Raw genomic sequence first — 16,843 nt, forward strand, 5'->3', positions numbered from 1 at the left:
TCCCATTCCGAACAGAGCAGTTAAGCCCGCCAGCGCCGATGGTACTACGCAAGTGGGAGAGTAGGTCGCCGCCTTCTTTTGAGCCCCGATGCCCGGACGGACATCGGGGCTTTTTTTTGCCCTTTTTTTTTTGGATGCCGCGCCAAGGAACGCCGTAATTCATTATTTAAAGCGCATAAAAAAAGCTCCATTTGGAGCTTTAGTGGGTTTGTTTTGATTAATCCTTTTAATCAATATTGGGTTGTGGAGTTAAGCGTAAATAGGGTTTTACTTCCTTAAAGCCTTTTATGAATATGTTCTTGGCATCTTCACTTGAAATGGCTGGGCTAATAACCACTTCTTCTCCATGTTTCCAGTTGGCCGGAGTTGCTACTTTATGGTAGGCGGTTAATTGTAATGAATCAATGACACGTAATAATTCATCAAAATTTCTCCCGGTCGAAGCAGGATACGTAATCATTAACTTAATGGTTTTGTCGGGTGCAATTACATAGACGGAACGTACTGTTAATGTAGCATCTGCGTTAGGATGGATCATATCGTATAATTGAGCTATTTTACGGTCTTCATCTGCAATTATAGGAAAATTGACACTGGTATTTTGTGTTTCGTTAATGTCGTTTATCCAGCCTTTGTGAGATTCTACACCGTCAACACTTAACGCTATTACCTTGGTGTTTCTCTTTTCAAATTCATCTTTATATTTAGCTACAGTCCCTAATTCTGTCGTGCATACTGGTGTATAATCAGCGGGATGGGAAAACAAGATTCCCCAACTGTCGCCTAAAAATTCGTGGAAGTTTATTTCTCCTTGTGAGCTCTGTGCAGTAAAATCCGGTGCTACATCGCCTAATCTAAGTGTTGCCATTTTATTTTGATTTTTAGTATTACTCTACAAAGTTACTAGATTAATAAAATAAATTTTAAATCTTAGTTATAAAAGATTGTTAAAGGAACATCAACTTTGTTGATGCTTTTTTGTCTTAACTATTCTTTCCATTTTATATTGCATCCCATGCTCGGTTTTTGGGCTTTATAGATGTTTTTGCTCATTATTGCGGCATCTATGGCTGTCCTTATGTCACGTCCAGATATTGGCATGCTGTTTCCGGGCCTAGAATCGTCAAATTGGCCACGGTAAATTAATTCCAAGTTTCTGTCGAACACATAAAAATCTGGGGTACAAGCGGCATCATAAGCCTTAGCAACTTCTTGGGTCTCATCGTATAGGTATGGAAAGTTAAAGCCGTTTTCCTCAGCGTTGATTTTCATTTTATCGGGGGCGTCTTCTGGATATTTATCAACGTCGTTACTGGATATGGCCACAAAGCCCACCTCGGCATCGGCATAATCGTTTGCAAGTTTTGCTATCTCTTTATTTAAATGTTTTACATATGGGCAGTGGTTGCATATAAACATCACTACGGTAGCTTTTTCGCCATAAACATCACTCAATTTAAGCTTTTTGCCGGATACTGTATCCAAAAGTTCAAAATTAGGTGCTTTTGTGCCTAATGCTAGCATATTACTCTCTGTTCTTGCCATCGTTTCGCGTTTTACTATTTCCTGTAAATTACAAATAAGCATTTATTTAAAAAAGAAGTTGGATAACTAGTTTTTGTTTTGGTGCTTAATCTTAAAAAAAAACTAAAGTTTTGGCTGCTTATTTGGTTGTTTGTAACTTCTTATAAACCTTAAAAAGGATGATAATTATGGAAAAATCATATGAAAGTTTGTCGATAGCCATCGATGAACTAAAAAAGGAGGGGTATACAGAGGATTTTAATCTTTGTGATGCCGGAGTTGAAAACAAAAGTCGAAAAACAATTCACGATGCCGGAACATTGGATGTGGTAAATTATTACCGTTTTGAAGGGATAACGAATCCTGACGACAGTTCTGTTTTGTATGTTATAGAGACGTCTAGTGGTGAAAAAGGGCTATTGGTAGATGCTTATGGGGCTTATGCCGGAAATGTACCAAGAGAAATGATTGAAAAGTTAAAACTTAAGTGATATATTAGCCATTTAAGCTTTAATTTTTTATTTAAATGGAACTATTATCCTGGAACGATTTTTTAAAGGTAGACATGAGGGTGGGTACGGTTATGGAAGTGCATGATTTTCCAGAGGCCAGAAATCCTGCCTATAAGTTGATTATTGATTTTGGAAAAGAAATAGGGATACGTAAAACATCTGCCCAAATTACCAAAAGGTATAAAAAAGAAGATTTGATAGGCCGCCAGATTATCGGGGTTGTAAATTTCCCTAAAAAGCAGATAGCCAATTTTATGAGTGAATGTTTGGTGATTGGGGCTGTTGATAAGGATAATGACATTACACTCTTGAACCCGGATTTTAAAATTGAAAACGGGTTAAGGATAGGTTAAAAAAGCATAAAAACCGCTGTATAATGTATATATAGCGGTTTTATTTTGTCTTTTTATATATCGTCGAAGCTAATATCGGTAAACTTCTCTGTAGTTACCTCTTCACCTTCTTTAGATTCCCCATTGTCTGAGAAATTTTCTTTTTTGAAGTCTTTTTGGTGACGTTCAGATATTACTTCTTCTCCTTTTTCGTCGATAATAAAATCGATCATTTCTTCTAAATTCTCTTTAAAAGAGGCAAAATCTTCCTTGTACAGATAGATTTTGTGTTTTTTGTAGTGGTAAGATCCATCGTCGTGGGTAAATTTCTTACTTTCGGTAATAGTTAGGTAATAATCACCTGCCTTGGTGCCCCTTACGTCAAAGAAATAGGTTCTTCTTCCGGCTCTCAACACTTTAGAGAATATCTCATCTTTCTCTACAAAACCTTTATCGCTCATAATTCCTCTAAATACTTTTTATAATTGTTAACAAAATCAAAAATGTGAAAAAAAATGTAATGAAACAACAAATTTTTTAGTTTTCTTTTTCTGATAACTGATTTAGGTACAGTTCATGATAGTACCCTTTTTTGTTTATAAGTTGATTATGAGTGCCTTGCTCTACAATTTCGCCTTCCTCGAGGACAATAATTTTATCTGCGTTTTTTGCTGATGAAATACGGTGGCTCACAATAATCGTGGTGCTTTTTGCCGAAACATCCTTTAGATTATTCAGGATTTCTTCTTCTGTTTCCGTATCGACTGCCGATAAACAATCGTCAAACAAGTATATTTGAGGGTTTTTAATAAGGGCCCTTGCTATGGAAACTCGTTGTTTTTGTCCACCGCTGAGCGTTAATCCCCTTTCCCCGAGTATGGTATCGTATTTTTTGGTAAACGCTGTAATGTTTTCGTGTACGGCGGCTTGTTTTGCGGCATTTTCTATTTCTTGCTGGGTGGCCTCATTGTTGCCGAATTTTATATTGTTCTTAATGGAATCTGAAAAAAGAAAGGCGTCTTGGGGAACAGCGCCAATGGCATTCCTTAGATCCAATAGGTTTAATTTTTCAATGGGCTCGCCATCAATTAAGATTTCTCCCGAAGATACATCGTACAGCCGGCCTATTAAATCGAGAATAGTGGATTTTCCCGAGCCTGTTTTGCCAATAATGGCAAAGCTTTCTCCTTGGTTTATGGTAAACGAAATATTTTTTAATGCCGTTATGTTGGTATCTTCGTAGGTAAAAGTAACATCTTTGAACTCTATTTTTCCGTTAATTTTCGAAGATTCGCCGGTTGGGTTTTTTATTTCCGGTTTTAAGTCCAAAAATTCGTTTATTCTTTTTTGCGATGCTTCGGCACGCTGTACAATAGATGTTACCCAGCCAACGGTAGCCACTGGCCATGTAAGCATGTTGACGTATATAATAAACTTTAAAATGACTCCCGTGCTGGCAATTTCGCCGTTTATATATTGAATACCGCCAACATAAATAACAAAAATATTGCTCACGCCAATAAGGAGCAGCATTAATGGGAAAAACCATGCATTGACTTTTGCCAGGTCCATGTTGGTATTTTTTCCTTCCAGGGCAAGTTCGTCTACTTGTTGCCCTATTCTGGGCTCTATTCCATATGCCTTTATAACGGAAATTCCGGAAAAAGACTCTTGTGTAAATGTGGAGAGCTTGGACAGGTATTGTTGAACCTTGGTGCTTCTTTTGTGTATTATCTTACTTATGTTGTATATCAGCACCGATAATATTGGTAGCGGGATAAGGGTATAGGCCGCAAGTTTGGGCGCTGTGTAAAACATTAACGGAATAACGCATAAAAACAATGTAATGGTCTGTATGCTATAAAGAATGGCAGGCCCCGCATACATTCTAACTTGTCCGACATCTTCGCTAATACGGTTCATTAAGTCTCCGGTCCTGTTTTTTTTGTAAAAATTTAAAGATAGCCGTTGGTATTGTTCATACACTTCGTTTTTGAGGTCGAATTCTATGTATCTGGAAATATTGATAATAGTTTGCCTCATTAAAAAAGTAAACAAAGCAGACAATGCTGCCGAACCTATAATTATTAAAATATAGTTTAGGAGTTTTGACTTTACTTCGGAAAGATCTGAGTTTTCATTTAAGATATATTGTTCAACAACACTTACAGATTGCTCTACATATTCAGGCAATACCAATTTAAAAATGGTTGCCAATATGGTAATTAACACACCAATTAGTAATTTCCATTTATATTTCTTAAAGAATTTGTTAATATATTTAAGTTCCTTCATTTCTTTTTTCTAAAATCGGTTTTTTTGTGAAATCCTCAAAACAAGGACGTATTTCAGCTTTTATATTGAAATATTCTTATTTTTGCACGTATATTTTGACGATATATAAAATCAAAGCTAACACGCAAAAAAATAATTTATGATATCAGAATTGATAGCCCCTGCAGAACTTAAAAAAGTTGATCCGGTTTTCGGTCAACTTTCATTTAATGATCACGAGCAAATCGTTTTCTGTCAGGACAAAGATACAGGATTAAAAGCAATAATAGGAATTCATAACACAGTTTTAGGACCTGCCTTGGGCGGCACGAGAATGTGGAATTATGAAAACGAATGGGAGGCGCTAAACGATGTTTTGCGTTTGTCAAGGGGCATGACCTATAAGTCTGCAATAACAGGGTTGGACCTTGGAGGTGGGAAAGCCGTTATAATTGGAGATGCCAAAACACAAAAAACGCCCGAACTCATGAAGCGTTTTGGGGAGTTTGTACATTCGTTGAGCGGTAAATATATTACTGCTGAAGATGTTGGTATGGAAACTGCCGATATGGATACCGTGAGAGAAGTTACCCCGTATGTAACCGGAATTTCAGAAGAAAAGGGAGGCGCCGGAAACCCATCGCCCATTACGGCATATGGTGTATTTATGGGGATGAAAGCTGCCGCACATTATCAATTTGGCGACGATAGCCTTGAAGGTAGGAAAGTATTGGTGCAAGGCGTTGGCCATGTTGGAGAAACATTGGTAGATTACTTGTTCAACGAAGGTGCGCAGATTTTTATATCAGACATTAACGAAGCGAGGCTTGCCGAGCTAAACAGAAAGTACAAAGCAATTATAGTGCCCGGAAACGAAATATTCAACCATCAATTAGACATATATGCACCTTGTGCTTTAGGGGCTACCATAAACGACGCCACGGTAAACGCAATAAACACTAAAGTAATTGCCGGAGCAGCAAACAACCAATTGGCAGACGAAAAAATACACGGTGCCATTTTAAAAGAAAGGGGCATTGCATACGCACCCGATTTCTTGATAAATGCCGGAGGGATCATAAACGTATATGCCGAATTGGAAGGGTATGATAAAAAAGAGATATTAAGAAAGACAGAAAACATCTATAAAACAACCTTGGATATTTTTGCACATGCCGATACGCACGATTGCACGACACATGAAGCCGCTTTGAGCATTGCACAAAATAGAATAGATAACCGAAAAATAGCATTGAAAAAATAACCCGGTTTCTAAAATAATTATATTTTTGCAGGGCGAAAGGGAAAAATCCTTTCGCCCTCATTAATTTATTATAGGCACGAAAGTTCTTTAGGCATGTTAACACGAAGACACATCAGAGTTAAGGTAATGCAATCTATATACGCATTTGTACAATCGGAAAACACTGATTTAGGTAAAGAAGAAAAGTTTCTGTCCAGTAGCATGGAGAATATGTATAATTTGTATTTAACCCTTCTTGCGCTATTGGTAGAAGTACAGAAAATGGCCGAAGAACAATCTTCGCTTTCACAAAAAAAATACCTTGCCACCAAGGAAGAAAAAAATCCAAAACGAAAGTTTATTGAAAATGCAGTTTTACAAAAATTGGTCAATGATACAGTATTGCCAGAAAAACTGAAAAACAGAAATGTAAGCTGGGAGCTGGACGAAGAATATGTAAAAATTATATACAAGGCCATAATCGAGAGCGACCTGTATAAAAATTATATGCAAACCGATGCCCAAAGCTTTAAGGATGACAGAAACCTTATGTTGGACCTTTATCAACAGGTTATAGCACCCAACGAAAAATTGTACGAATATATTGAGGACAAGAAACTTACCTGGGTGGACGACCTTCCTTTGGTGAACACTTTATTGATGAAGATGATAAAGAAGCTAAAACCCGAAGCTCCAGATGATTATTTCCATCCATCATTGTTTAAAGATGAAGACGATAAGCTGTTTGCAAGCCTGTTGTTTAAGAAAACCATTTTAAACAACGAGAAAATTCAACAGGCAATAGAAGGAAAAACCCCAAATTGGGATACAGACCGTATAGCCGAACTGGATTCCATATTATTAAAAATGGCAATCTGTGAATTTTTAAAGTTCCCATCAATACCGGTAAAAGTAACCATTAACGAATATTTGGAAATAGCCAAAGAATACAGTACGCCAAAGAGCAGTATTTTTATAAACGGAATTTTGGACAAACTGGTGAAAGAATATCAAGCCAACAATTCGTTAAATAAGTCGGGCAGGGGCTTGATGTAAAAAAATATTAGTATTTTTGGCTCTTGTTTAAGAAAACAAATAAAGGTAAACCTCAAATATTAACCACTTATAAACAATAAAACAATCTAAAGATGAAAAAAGTTTTTTTGGTACTTACATTAGCTGCTGCCGTGAGTTTTACATCATGTAAAGATAATAATGCAGCAAATAAAGTTAAATCTGAAAATGTTGCCAAAGCAGAGCAACGCGACGAAGCGGCAAAAAAATTGCCGGTTATGACTTTTGAAGAAACCGAATACGACTTTGGTAACATCCCTCAAGGTCAAAGTGTAGAGAAAGTATTTAAATTTAAAAATACAGGCGATGCGCCCCTTATAGTAACCAGTGCAAAAAGTTCTTGCGGATGTACAATCCCTCAAAAACCTGAAGAACCTGTTGCTCCTGGAGAAACCGGGGAGATTTTGGTAAAATACAATGGTAGTGGTAGAAACCAGGTAACAAAAACCGTTACTATTACAGCCAATACCGAAAAAGGAACCGAACAATTAAGAATTAAGGCTTTTGTAGAACCTAAAGAAGCAGCTGCGGGTCAACCAAAAGCATAATTAGTAAATATCATTAAATTTTAATGGAAGCAATAAATCAATTTGCACCCTTTATTTTAATTTTCGCGGTAATGTATTTTTTTATGATACGTCCGCAAATTAAAAAGCAAAAGCAGGAGAAAAAATTTGCACAAGAGTTAAAGCGTGGAGACCGCATTGTTACCAAAAGCGGATTGCATGGAAAGGTGATAGACCTTAATAACGATAATACTTGTGTTATTGAAACCATGGCAGGAAAAATGAAGTTTGAACGATCGGCACTTTCCTTGGAAATGTCTCAAAAATTAAACGCTCCTGTCGAGAAAAAAAAATAATTTTATAGTTTAACAACAAAAGAGCACCTGTCCATTTATGGATTTGGTGCTTTTTTTATTTTTTGTACCTGTCGTATAAGCCTTCTCCCGATTTTATCATCGGAATTATTTTTTGGAGCCTGTTTTGTTTGGTCGCCTTCCTTTTTGCTTCGTTTATGTATTCGTGGAATTCATTTTGTTTGGCCTTGGTAAACACATCAAAGGAATTCTTTAGCGCTGCATCATTTTTTAGCATTACAGACAATTCATCTGAAATGATGTTTTTTTGCTTTTTCGCAATACTTACTTCCCGGCCTTCTTTCTGGTTTTCAATAGCTTCTTCTATATAGCTTTTTACAAGTTTGGGCCGTATTTCATCAATGGTATTAAAGCGCCATTGCCGCATAGCTACTGTTTTACCTTCTTGTGCATTTATTAGCATTTTTGCCTCATCTTTAAGCAAGGCCCCATTAAAAAACCATAACCCGGCATATGCTTTAAAAGCCCCGATACCAACTACGTTTTTATTGTTTACCGTATAAGTGGGCGCTCCCCATTTAATATTTTCTTCAAGCTCTGTTTCATTTATTATAGAGCGGAGTAGCATTAGTTCGTTTTCCCACTGCAAATGTTTTTGTATGTATTCGTCTACATTTTTAGGCTTCATCGTTATAATATTTTGCCGTTAATTCTACAATTTTGACTATAACATCAGTTGCTTTTTTCATGCTTTCGGCCGGAACGTATTCGTACCTTCCATGAAAATTATGTCCGCCGGCAAAAATATTGGGGCATGGCAAACCCATGTACGAAAGTTGAGAGCCGTCCGTACCGCCACGAATAGGTTTTATTATGGGCTCGATATTTAGGTCGAGCATGGCTTGTTCGGCAATATCAACAATATGCATTACGGGTTCTATTTTTTCCTTCATGTTGTAATATTGATCCTTGATTTCTATGGAAATAATACTGCCAAACCGATCGGTTAAATCGCTTATCATACGTTCTAGGAGTTCTTTCCGGGCATCAAATTTATCTCTGTCGTGGTCTCGTATAATGCCGTTAATTTCGGCATGTTCAACATTGCCCTTAAATTCGTAAAAGTGAAAAAATCCTTCCCGGTGATGCGTAAATTGCGGCATTTCTTTTTTTGGTAACATAGACAAAAATTCATTGGCTATGGTAATGGCATTTATCATTTTGCCTTTTGCATACCCTGGATGTACACTTTTTCCTTTAACGGTAACTTTTACGCCTGCTGCATTAAAGTTTTCGTATTCTAGCTCCCCAACTTGGGAGCCATCCATGGTATAGGCCCATTCGGCCCCAAATTTTTTCACATCAAATTTATGGGCGCCCCGGCCAATCTCTTCATCTGGGGTAAACGCTATGCGAACGGGTCCGTGATGAATGTGCGGATTGTCTATCAAGTATTCCATGGCGGTTACTATTTCTGTAATCCCTGCTTTATCATCAGCGCCCAAGAGGGTGGTCCCGTCGGTTGTAATAATGGTTTGGCCTTTGTATTGTTTTAGGTCGTCGAAATAGCTTGGCGACAAGATTATGTTTTCTTCTTCATTTAAAACAATGTCCCCGCCTTTGTAATTTTCAATAATTTTTGGGTTTATATTGGCTCCAGAAAAATCTGGCGAAGTATCAAAATGGGCTATAAACCCTATTGTAGGAATTTTTCGATCTATATTTGTGGGCAATGTTGCCATTACGTATGCATTTTCGTCTATGCTTACATCTTCCATCCCAATGGTTTTTAGTTCTTCAGCCAACTTGTTTGCTAAGTCCCATTGTTTTTTTGTACTTGGGGTAGAATCGCTATCTGGATTGGATTGGGTGTCAATTTTTACATAGCTAATAAAGCGGTCGATTATCTTTTGCATAAAGTAGTTTTTATCAAAAATAATATAATAATCTAATGTTGATGCTTATGGGTGCCAAAAAGTTATTGAAAACAAAATACGCTGAATCGTCCTTGGATTTAAATTGATGTTAAGTTTTACCGGGTTTAATTAATTGTGAAGTTTGTTGGTTATTTTTGCTTTATGGATCAATCTCCCAAAGAAGAATTTTGGAATACATTAACTCATGGTTTTGGAGTTTTGCTGGCCATTTTCGGATTCTTTGTTTTACTAAGTTTTAATAGTCATAAAACCGATTTTAGCATTTTAAGCATATGTGTTTATAGCTTCTCCTCGATCTTGCTTTTTACTGTTTCTACATTGTACCACCTAGTGGACAAAATCGAGCTGAAAACGGTTTTAAGGAAACTGGACCATATTAGTATTTATGTTTTAATTGCGGGCACTTATACCCCGGTTTGTTTGGTAATGCTCGTGCCGGGAAATGGCTGGATATTATTTTATATTGTATGGACGATTACTTTTATGGGAATTGTCCTTAAAATATTTTTTACGGGAAAATTTGAAGCTTTATCGCTTTTGTTATACCTGGCCATGGGTTGGTTAATTGTTTTCGATATACATAATTTAATGGCTTCTTTTACAAGTTATCAACTTTTGTTGTTAATGCTTGGCGGGTTGTTTTATACCGTTGGAATTGTGTTTTATGCCATAAACAAAATACCGTACAACCATGTTATATGGCACCTTTTTGTCTTAGCAGGGGCAATTTCTCATTATTTAATGATTTTAAGCATTATTTAGCCCGGTTTATGCATCTTTATGAATTTCGACCGAGTGCGGGTATGGAATTTCAATTCCGGCTTTATCCAAAGCAAGTTTACAGCCTTCAACCGTAGCAAAAAACACGCTCCAATAATCTTCTGGCTTTGCATACGGCCTTACGGCAAAATTAACAGAGCTGTCGGCCAACTCTGATACATTTACAGACGGGGCAGGGTCTTTCAATACTTTAGGGTTGTTGGTCAATACTTCCAATAAAACCTCTTTGGCTTTTTTTATATCTTCATCATAACCAATACCAATGGTTACGTCTACCCTGATTTTCCCTTCAGTTGTATAATTTACAATATTGCTGTTTGCCATGGCGCCATTGGGGATAATGGCCAGCTTGTTCTGTGGGGTAATGAGCTTGGTATTAAAGATGTCTATTTCCTTAACAGTGCCCAGTTCGCCTTGCGCTTCTATTAAATGCCCAATTTCATACGGTTTGAAAATAATAATCAATACCCCGCCCGCAAAATTAGAGAGCGAGCCCTGCAAGGCCATACCAATGGCCAAGCCTGCTGCGGCTATAACTGCGGCCAAACTGGTGGTTTCTACACCCAAAGTAGAAATAACGGTAATGATAAGAAAAACCTGTAGAAGCACGCTTACAAGCCTAACAAGAAATTTTTGTAAGGATTCATCATATCTTCTTTTGCTCATCAAGGCCTTAAGCCCTTTTACTATTTTCTTGATAATCCAGGAGCCAATGATGAATATTATAATTGCTTTTAAAATAGGGACCCCGTACTTTAAAACATATTCGGCAATGGTATCGACGCTTAGGTTTTCCATAGTTCCACGCTTATTTTCTATAAATGTATGTAAATATAGTAAATTGTATGGAAATAATAACTTATGATTTTATAAAGTCTTCAAAATCAGTGTAAAATTCTTCGAATTTAATCATTGTTTCATTGAGGAACTGCATGGTTTCCTGCCATGTATTCTTGTTATGGATGCATACATTCTCTTTTAAAACATAAATCCTTGAGATTTCCTTGCCGTTTTCTAAAAAATAAATGTCCGAATATATGGCATCGGGAAGATAGTTTTCTGTTAAGGCCGATTTTAGAGACTCCAGTTTTTCGTAATAATGAATCCTTTTCTCCAAGTCAGGGTCTTCAATATCCAAGGCGACAAGCGCCTTTTTGGTATCAAAATAGAATTTAAAAGAAAAGTTTTTGATTTTTGTATTATAAAGAATCCATTTCCTCGGAAACGACTTCCCGAACGATATCCAAAATTCTTTCCGCAGTGCTTTAGACGCTTCTTTGCTAAACATATATCATTATAAATAAAAACATTCTAACCTGAATTCGATTATTATAACCAAAGTCAGAATAATCGAACTCGGCTTAATATAAAACTGTAAAAGTATTTTATTTCTAACAAAAGAAAGTGGAGTGAAGCTTTTTTGTCACTTTTATTATTTTTAATTTTACAAAATAATTAATAATAAATGAGTAAGGTACGTACCCGTTTTATAAAAAATTTATAAAAAGTTGTGTTTTACTGATATTTTGATAAAATTGATGCCCTGAAATAAATTAATAGTATATATACATGAAACGTAGAGATTTTGTTAAGAAAAGCAGTGCAGTTTTAGCTGCTACATCTGTTTTTGGAACCGTTGCTGCCAAGACATTAACAGCAAATAACACCATACAAATAGGAGTTATTGGAACTGGCGATAGGGGAGGTGGCCTTATTCCTTTTTTAAATGAAATAGAAGGGGTCAATGTGGCTGCTTGTTGCGATGTTCTTCCGTTTCGACTGCAAAATGGGCTCCAAAGAGCAGGGAAAAACACAAAATCGTATACAAATTATGAAGATTTGCTGGCCGATAAGGACATTGATGCCGTTTTAATAGCCACCCCTTTTGCAACACACGGTAAAATTGCAATCGATGCGTTAAATGCCGGAAAACATGTGTACTGCGAAAAAACCATGACAAGAGGCTACGACCAGATAAAGCAAATGGCCGACCTGGCAAAAAGTTCCGGAAAAATTGTACAAACTGGACACCAATATCACAGTTCACGTCTTTATGTAGAAGTGGTAAAACTTATAGAGGAAGGCAAAATAGGCAAAATAACCGCTTTTGAAAGTCAGTGGAACCGTAATTGGAATTGGCGTCGCCCCGTGCCGGACCCAGCTTTGGAGCGTGCCATTAATTGGCGCATGTACAGGGAATTTTCTGGTGGCCTGCCTGCCGAACTCTGCTCGCATCAAATAGATTTTGCCAATTGGGTGAATAAGTCCAATCCGCTCCGGGTTATGGGCATGGGCGGTATCGATTACTGGAAAGACGGTAGGGAAACATACGACAATGTGCATTTAATGTACGAATATCCCGAAGGTGTAAAGGCAACTTTTACCTGCTTGACATCCAATGCCAAAGACGATTACCAAATAAAGGTAATGGGCGATAAGGGAACCATTATACTCGATTATACAAAAGCATGGTTTTATCCCGAAGGTACTTACGAAGGGAAGAAAGTTACCGGCGACGTAGACGGGGTTTCCGGGGCCACGATTACCAATGGATGGGAAGAAGGAAAGGGGATTCCGTTGCCTTTTAAACATGCCGATCCCAGTAAACAGGCTTTAATGGATTTTAGAGACAGTATTTTAAATAACGAGCAACCTATTTCTAATGTTATAACAGGGGGCAAAACGGCCATTTCGGTACAAATGGGGCTCGATGCCATGCACCATAACAAAATAGTAAACTGGGAAGATGTTGCTACGCTTTAAATAAAATAGGCAATTACAATGCCTACAAGGATAACAATTAATTTTCTAAGATTGAATTTATGCCCTTCTGAACTTTCAAAGAGGATAACTGTTGAAATATGAAGGAAAATACCAATTACTATAGCCGAAATTTCATGATAGTAACTTTTTACCGGTTCGAAATTTTCGGCTATAAAACTTCCAATGGGTGTCATAAAGGAAAATAAGATTAAAAACACGGCAGTTTTCCCACGGCTTATGTCTGCACCTATAAAAAAGGTACTTAAAATTATGGCCACGGGTATTTTATGGATTATAATTCCATAGAGCAAAGTATCGTGGTCATGTATAGGAAAGCCTTCCAAAATGGCATGAATGCTTAAACTTATAAACAATAACCACGGAAATTGGTTCAGGGTTTTATGCAAATGCACATGACCATGCTCGGCACCTTTGGAAAAAAACTCCAAAAATATCTGGAGCAATATCCCCATCATAATAAAAACACCGGTCCGTTTTGGATCGCCATGATGGTAAACTTCCGGAAACAAGTTAAAAACGGTAATAGAAAGTAAAAAAGCACCACTAAATGCTAAAAACAATTTAAGCGTATGTTTCTCTTTTATTTTGAATATCAATACAAAAAGATATCCTGCAAGTACTGCTAATATAGGAAGTAAATAGTTTAACATATAAAAAGAACCCTTTTTTGGCGGGCTTATCCGGTATTTATTGTTTCAGGGAACTAAATTAACGTATTTTTGCGTTTTAAAACAGCTGGTAGATGTCTAATAATTTTAAAATGGTTGCCAAGACCATGTTTGGTTTTGAGGAAATACTTGAAAAGGAACTTAAAAACCTAGGTGCCATCAATGTTGAAAAGGGCATTAGAAATGTTTCTTTTGAAGGTGATAAGGGTTTTATGTACAAGGCGAACCTTTGCTTGCGGACGGCAATAAAAATATTAAAGCCCATCCATGGTTTTAGGGTAAGGAGCGAGCAGGACCTTTACGATCATATATATAAGATGGATTGGACAGCATACATGACATACCACAATACATTTGCCATTGATGCCACGGTACACTCCGAAAAATTTAACCATTCTCTTTTTATCGCTCTAAAAACAAAGGATGCAATTGCCGATAAATTTAGGAATACAGAAGGCAAACGGCCCAATGTAGACCTTAAGTACCCCGATTTGCGTATCAACATACACATCCAAAAAGATTTTTGTACAGTTTCGTTGGACAGCTCTGGGCAGTCGCTTCACCAACGGGGTTACAAAACAGCAACCAATATTGCGCCCATAAACGAAGTACTTGCCGCGGGAATGTTGCTGCTTAGCGGTTGGGACGGGCAAACCGATTTTTTGGACCCCATGTGCGGTAGCGGTACATTGCCCATAGAAGCGGCCATGATTGCCTGTAACATCCCGGCAAACATAAACAGGAAAGAATTTTCCTTTGAAAAATGGCGCGATTACGATGAAGATCTTTTTGAAAAAATAATGGAAAGCAGTTTGAATAAAACACGGGAATTCCATCATAAAATATACGGATTTGACAAGGCTCCTTCGGCAGTAAGAAAAGCAACAGACAATGTAAAAAATGCCAATCTTGGCGAGTATATCACGATTGAACAAAAAGATTTCTTTGAGTCCGAAAAAGAAACCGAAGGAAAATTGCACATGGTCTTTAACCCACCTTATGGGGAAAGGCTGGCCATTAACATGGAGGAATTTTATGCTCAAATAGGCAACACATTAAAACAAAGCTATCCAAATACCCATGCTTGGTTTATAACCTCGAACATGGAAGCCATAAAAAATGTGGGGCTGCGGCCTTCAAGAAGAATCAAACTGTTTAACGGAAAGCTGGAAAGTAAACTGTTGAAGTACGAAATATATGAAGGAAGCAAGAAAGCTAAATTTAATAAATAAGCAAAAGAGAATATGAAACCAAAAACAAAAGCATTGCTTTATAACCTAATAGGGTTTGTGGGCATTTTTTTAATCTTACGCTTTACCTTGCTTTATCTTTTCCCTGTTAACCATATTGTGTTGGTGCTTATTGCAGCTGTTGTGGCAAGTGTGCTGGCACCAAAATTTGCCGTGGTCAATGAAAATGGAAAAGAACAAATAAAGATGAAATGGATATTTTTAAAGGGATTTAGGAATATTAACTAATATTTATTCTTCGTTGCTTTGCACTTCTGTTTTTTTGCTCGGTTTTTTGCCCTTAAAAATTGGTATCAAATAAGAAAGTGTATAATTATAACCTACGCCAAATTTACTTCCGTCGGTTACTTTGTTAAAACCGGGGATAAACAAGTTAGGTAATTGGTTGGCCTCTGTTTGGTTTATTAGATAATTAAGGCGAACACTGCCTCCCATGAACAAGTTCTTGAAAATCTCTACTTTAATTCCAAAAACCACTTCCACCCATTGTGCGTTCAGTCCGCTGTATTCCCCGAGCATGTTGGTACCGGTAATCCCGTCCTGTATTTCGCCCCAGTATTGGTTTTTAGTGTAGATTTGGTACTCGTTTAGGGTCTGGCTAAAAGCACTTAGCCCAAAACGCACCCCAACGTTAATAATGTTCTCCATTCCGTACCAGTTATCGTAAGTATTCCAATCGAACCCTAATTTTACATAGCTTCCTTTACTGGTAAAGTTAAAATTGTCTTCTTGCGTGGTTTTTTCTTCATTTCCAAGTTCTGCCGCCGCATAAAAATTGTACGAAACCCTAAAATCTGCCACCAGTTCTAGTCCTTTGTAGTCTTCATCTATAAAAGAACGGATGGGTTTGCTTAAATCTATTCCAACTCTCAAACCATAACGCGGTTTATATACGGTGCTATCGGTTTCAACCTGTACAACGGCAGTACTGTCTGTAGCTGTGCTGTCTACCGCAATTGTTTCTTCTTGCGAATAGCCGCTAAGAAAACATAAAAACAATATAATACTAGTGGTATATTTTAACATGTACTGTGTCTTGATCTTGTAAATTCTTGTCCTGAACAAATATAGAACGTATCCATTCGCCTGGATTTTGTACGGTATCTTTATATTTTGGGTTTAAAACGGCCTCCAGCTCCGTCATGGTTACCGCATAGCCGCACCCTCTGGATACAAAACGTTCTTTTCTGCTGTAATTAAATTGTATGGTATCCCTATTTCCTGTTTCAACAACATTTATATCGCCGTTTTCCAGGGTATCTATCCTGTCTTTGGAGTTGTAGATCAATATAAAAGTGCTGGAATTTTCAGAGGTCATTAAAGGGATTTCTATTTCGGTCTTGCTCGTTCTGTCCAGGAATGTATTTAAGGTGTCCCTATCGGTACTGTCTTTGTTAATACCTATAACGCGTAAGCTTGGAACTGTTTTGTTGGCATCTTGATTGATCAAATTGTAAAAACCAACTGTTAAAATCGGGGTGGTTTGTGTCTCTGGCGGACATATATCGTCTTTTTCACAGGCCGAAAATATGGCAGCGCCAATGGCCAGTATAAAAAATAAGGCTAATACTTTTCTCATTTTTGTTATTTCAGTTCCAATATAAGGCTTTGCCCAATATCAAACGAATTTAATTAAACCGATTTT

21 protein-coding genes and 1 rRNA gene are annotated in these 16,843 nt (G+C 37.2%); 11 read left to right on the top strand and 11 right to left on the bottom strand.

Features of this window, described 5'->3' with window-relative positions:
- A 5S ribosomal RNA gene (rrf, locus tag PSF86_RS17945) occupies positions 1-77 on the top strand; the annotation flags it as partial.
- Positions 78-226: 149 nt separating this feature from the next.
- Here rrf and PSF86_RS13310 read toward each other — a convergent pair.
- On the bottom strand, positions 227-868 hold the full coding sequence (locus PSF86_RS13310; RefSeq protein WP_277900585.1) for a peroxiredoxin: 642 nt from the start codon (positions 866-868) through the stop codon (positions 227-229).
- Positions 869-987: 119 nt separating this feature from the next.
- Positions 988-1,545: a thioredoxin family protein gene (locus PSF86_RS13315; RefSeq protein ID WP_277900586.1), complete on the bottom strand. Its 558-nt coding sequence runs from the start codon at positions 1,543-1,545 to the stop codon at positions 988-990.
- Between the two features lie 167 nt (positions 1,546-1,712).
- Between PSF86_RS13315 and PSF86_RS13320 the strand changes: the two genes are divergently transcribed.
- The gene (locus PSF86_RS13320; RefSeq protein WP_277900587.1) at positions 1,713-2,015 is read left to right on the top strand and encodes a phosphoribosylpyrophosphate synthetase; all 303 of its coding nucleotides are present in this window, start codon (positions 1,713-1,715) and stop codon (positions 2,013-2,015) included.
- A 35-nt stretch (positions 2,016-2,050) separates the two neighbouring features.
- Positions 2,051-2,389, top strand: a complete 339-nt coding sequence (locus PSF86_RS13325) for a tRNA-binding protein (RefSeq protein ID WP_277900588.1) — start codon at positions 2,051-2,053, stop codon at positions 2,387-2,389.
- A 53-nt stretch (positions 2,390-2,442) separates the two neighbouring features.
- Here the strand turns inward: PSF86_RS13325 and PSF86_RS13330 are convergent, their stop codons facing one another.
- Complete coding sequence (locus PSF86_RS13330) at positions 2,443-2,829, bottom strand: PUR family DNA/RNA-binding protein (RefSeq protein ID WP_277900589.1); 387 nt, start codon at positions 2,827-2,829, stop codon at positions 2,443-2,445.
- A 76-nt stretch (positions 2,830-2,905) separates the two neighbouring features.
- Positions 2,906-4,663: an ABC transporter ATP-binding protein gene (locus tag PSF86_RS13335; protein WP_277900590.1), complete on the bottom strand. Its 1,758-nt coding sequence runs from the start codon at positions 4,661-4,663 to the stop codon at positions 2,906-2,908.
- A 139-nt stretch (positions 4,664-4,802) separates the two neighbouring features.
- Between PSF86_RS13335 and PSF86_RS13340 the strand changes: the two genes are divergently transcribed.
- From PSF86_RS13340 to yajC, 4 genes are all read left to right on the top strand, one after another.
- Positions 4,803-5,906 (top strand): Glu/Leu/Phe/Val family dehydrogenase, encoded by a 1,104-nt coding sequence (locus tag PSF86_RS13340; protein WP_277900591.1) that lies wholly within the window; start codon positions 4,803-4,805, stop codon positions 5,904-5,906.
- A gap of 126 nt (positions 5,907-6,032) precedes the next feature.
- Positions 6,033-6,941 (top strand): transcription antitermination factor NusB, encoded by a 909-nt coding sequence (nusB, locus tag PSF86_RS13345; RefSeq protein ID WP_277900592.1) that lies wholly within the window; start codon positions 6,033-6,035, stop codon positions 6,939-6,941.
- 92 nt (positions 6,942-7,033) lie between these two features.
- Entirely contained in the window at positions 7,034-7,507 is a 474-nt protein-coding gene (locus PSF86_RS13350; RefSeq protein WP_277900593.1) for a DUF1573 domain-containing protein, read from the top strand.
- A gap of 23 nt (positions 7,508-7,530) precedes the next feature.
- Positions 7,531-7,821: a preprotein translocase subunit YajC gene (gene yajC, locus PSF86_RS13355; protein ID WP_277900594.1), complete on the top strand. Its 291-nt coding sequence runs from the start codon at positions 7,531-7,533 to the stop codon at positions 7,819-7,821.
- 55 nt (positions 7,822-7,876) lie between these two features.
- Here yajC and PSF86_RS13360 read toward each other — a convergent pair whose 3' ends face one another.
- Together PSF86_RS13360 and pepT are read right to left on the bottom strand one after the other, a co-directional pair.
- Positions 7,877-8,467: a YdeI/OmpD-associated family protein gene (locus PSF86_RS13360; protein WP_277900595.1), complete on the bottom strand. Its 591-nt coding sequence runs from the start codon at positions 8,465-8,467 to the stop codon at positions 7,877-7,879.
- Positions 8,457-9,695 (bottom strand): peptidase T, encoded by a 1,239-nt coding sequence (gene pepT / locus PSF86_RS13365; protein ID WP_277900596.1) that lies wholly within the window; start codon positions 9,693-9,695, stop codon positions 8,457-8,459. The genes PSF86_RS13360 and pepT overlap by 11 nt, the downstream gene beginning before the upstream one ends.
- A 162-nt stretch (positions 9,696-9,857) precedes the next feature.
- Between pepT and trhA the strand changes: the two genes are divergently transcribed.
- Positions 9,858-10,478, top strand: coding sequence for a PAQR family membrane homeostasis protein TrhA (trhA, locus tag PSF86_RS13370; RefSeq protein ID WP_277900597.1), 621 nt, complete (start codon positions 9,858-9,860; stop codon positions 10,476-10,478).
- A gap of 6 nt (positions 10,479-10,484) precedes the next feature.
- On the opposite strand, the gene PSF86_RS13375 is transcribed toward trhA, so the two are convergent.
- Positions 10,485-11,294: a mechanosensitive ion channel family protein gene (locus PSF86_RS13375; RefSeq protein ID WP_277900598.1), complete on the bottom strand. Its 810-nt coding sequence runs from the start codon at positions 11,292-11,294 to the stop codon at positions 10,485-10,487.
- Between the two features lie 61 nt (positions 11,295-11,355).
- Complete coding sequence (locus PSF86_RS13380; RefSeq protein WP_277900599.1) at positions 11,356-11,784, bottom strand: DUF4268 domain-containing protein; 429 nt, start codon at positions 11,782-11,784, stop codon at positions 11,356-11,358.
- 281 nt (positions 11,785-12,065) lie between these two features.
- Here PSF86_RS13380 and PSF86_RS13385 point away from each other — a divergent pair, with 281 nt between their 5' ends.
- Positions 12,066-13,259, top strand: a complete 1,194-nt coding sequence (locus PSF86_RS13385) for a Gfo/Idh/MocA family protein (RefSeq protein ID WP_277900600.1) — start codon at positions 12,066-12,068, stop codon at positions 13,257-13,259.
- On the opposite strand, the gene PSF86_RS13390 is transcribed toward PSF86_RS13385, so the two are convergent.
- Positions 13,256-13,930, bottom strand: a complete 675-nt coding sequence (locus PSF86_RS13390) for a ZIP family metal transporter (protein WP_277900601.1) — start codon at positions 13,928-13,930, stop codon at positions 13,256-13,258. The two genes, PSF86_RS13385 and PSF86_RS13390, sit on opposite strands and share 4 nt — an antisense overlap.
- Positions 13,931-14,022: 92 nt before the next feature.
- Between PSF86_RS13390 and PSF86_RS13395 the strand changes: the two genes are divergently transcribed.
- Positions 14,023-15,180 carry a THUMP domain-containing class I SAM-dependent RNA methyltransferase gene (locus tag PSF86_RS13395; protein WP_277900602.1) on the top strand — a complete coding sequence of 386 codons (1,158 nt, stop codon included), beginning with the start codon at positions 14,023-14,025 and terminating at the stop codon, positions 15,178-15,180.
- A 12-nt stretch (positions 15,181-15,192) separates the two neighbouring features.
- Positions 15,193-15,426: a hypothetical protein gene (locus tag PSF86_RS13400; protein ID WP_277900603.1), complete on the top strand. Its 234-nt coding sequence runs from the start codon at positions 15,193-15,195 to the stop codon at positions 15,424-15,426.
- A gap of 3 nt (positions 15,427-15,429) precedes the next feature.
- Here PSF86_RS13400 and PSF86_RS13405 read toward each other — a convergent pair whose 3' ends face one another.
- Both PSF86_RS13405 and PSF86_RS13410 read right to left on the bottom strand, forming a co-directional pair.
- Positions 15,430-16,224: a DUF6048 family protein gene (locus PSF86_RS13405; RefSeq protein WP_277900604.1), complete on the bottom strand. Its 795-nt coding sequence runs from the start codon at positions 16,222-16,224 to the stop codon at positions 15,430-15,432.
- Positions 16,205-16,777, bottom strand: coding sequence for a DUF6452 family protein (locus PSF86_RS13410; protein WP_277900605.1), 573 nt, complete (start codon positions 16,775-16,777; stop codon positions 16,205-16,207). The genes PSF86_RS13405 and PSF86_RS13410 overlap by 20 nt, the downstream gene beginning before the upstream one ends.
- Positions 16,778-16,843 lie beyond the last annotated feature (66 nt).

The organism is Galbibacter pacificus, from assembly GCF_029603165.1.
In the GTDB taxonomy this organism is placed as follows: Bacteria; Bacteroidota; Bacteroidia; order Flavobacteriales; family Flavobacteriaceae; genus Galbibacter; species Galbibacter pacificus.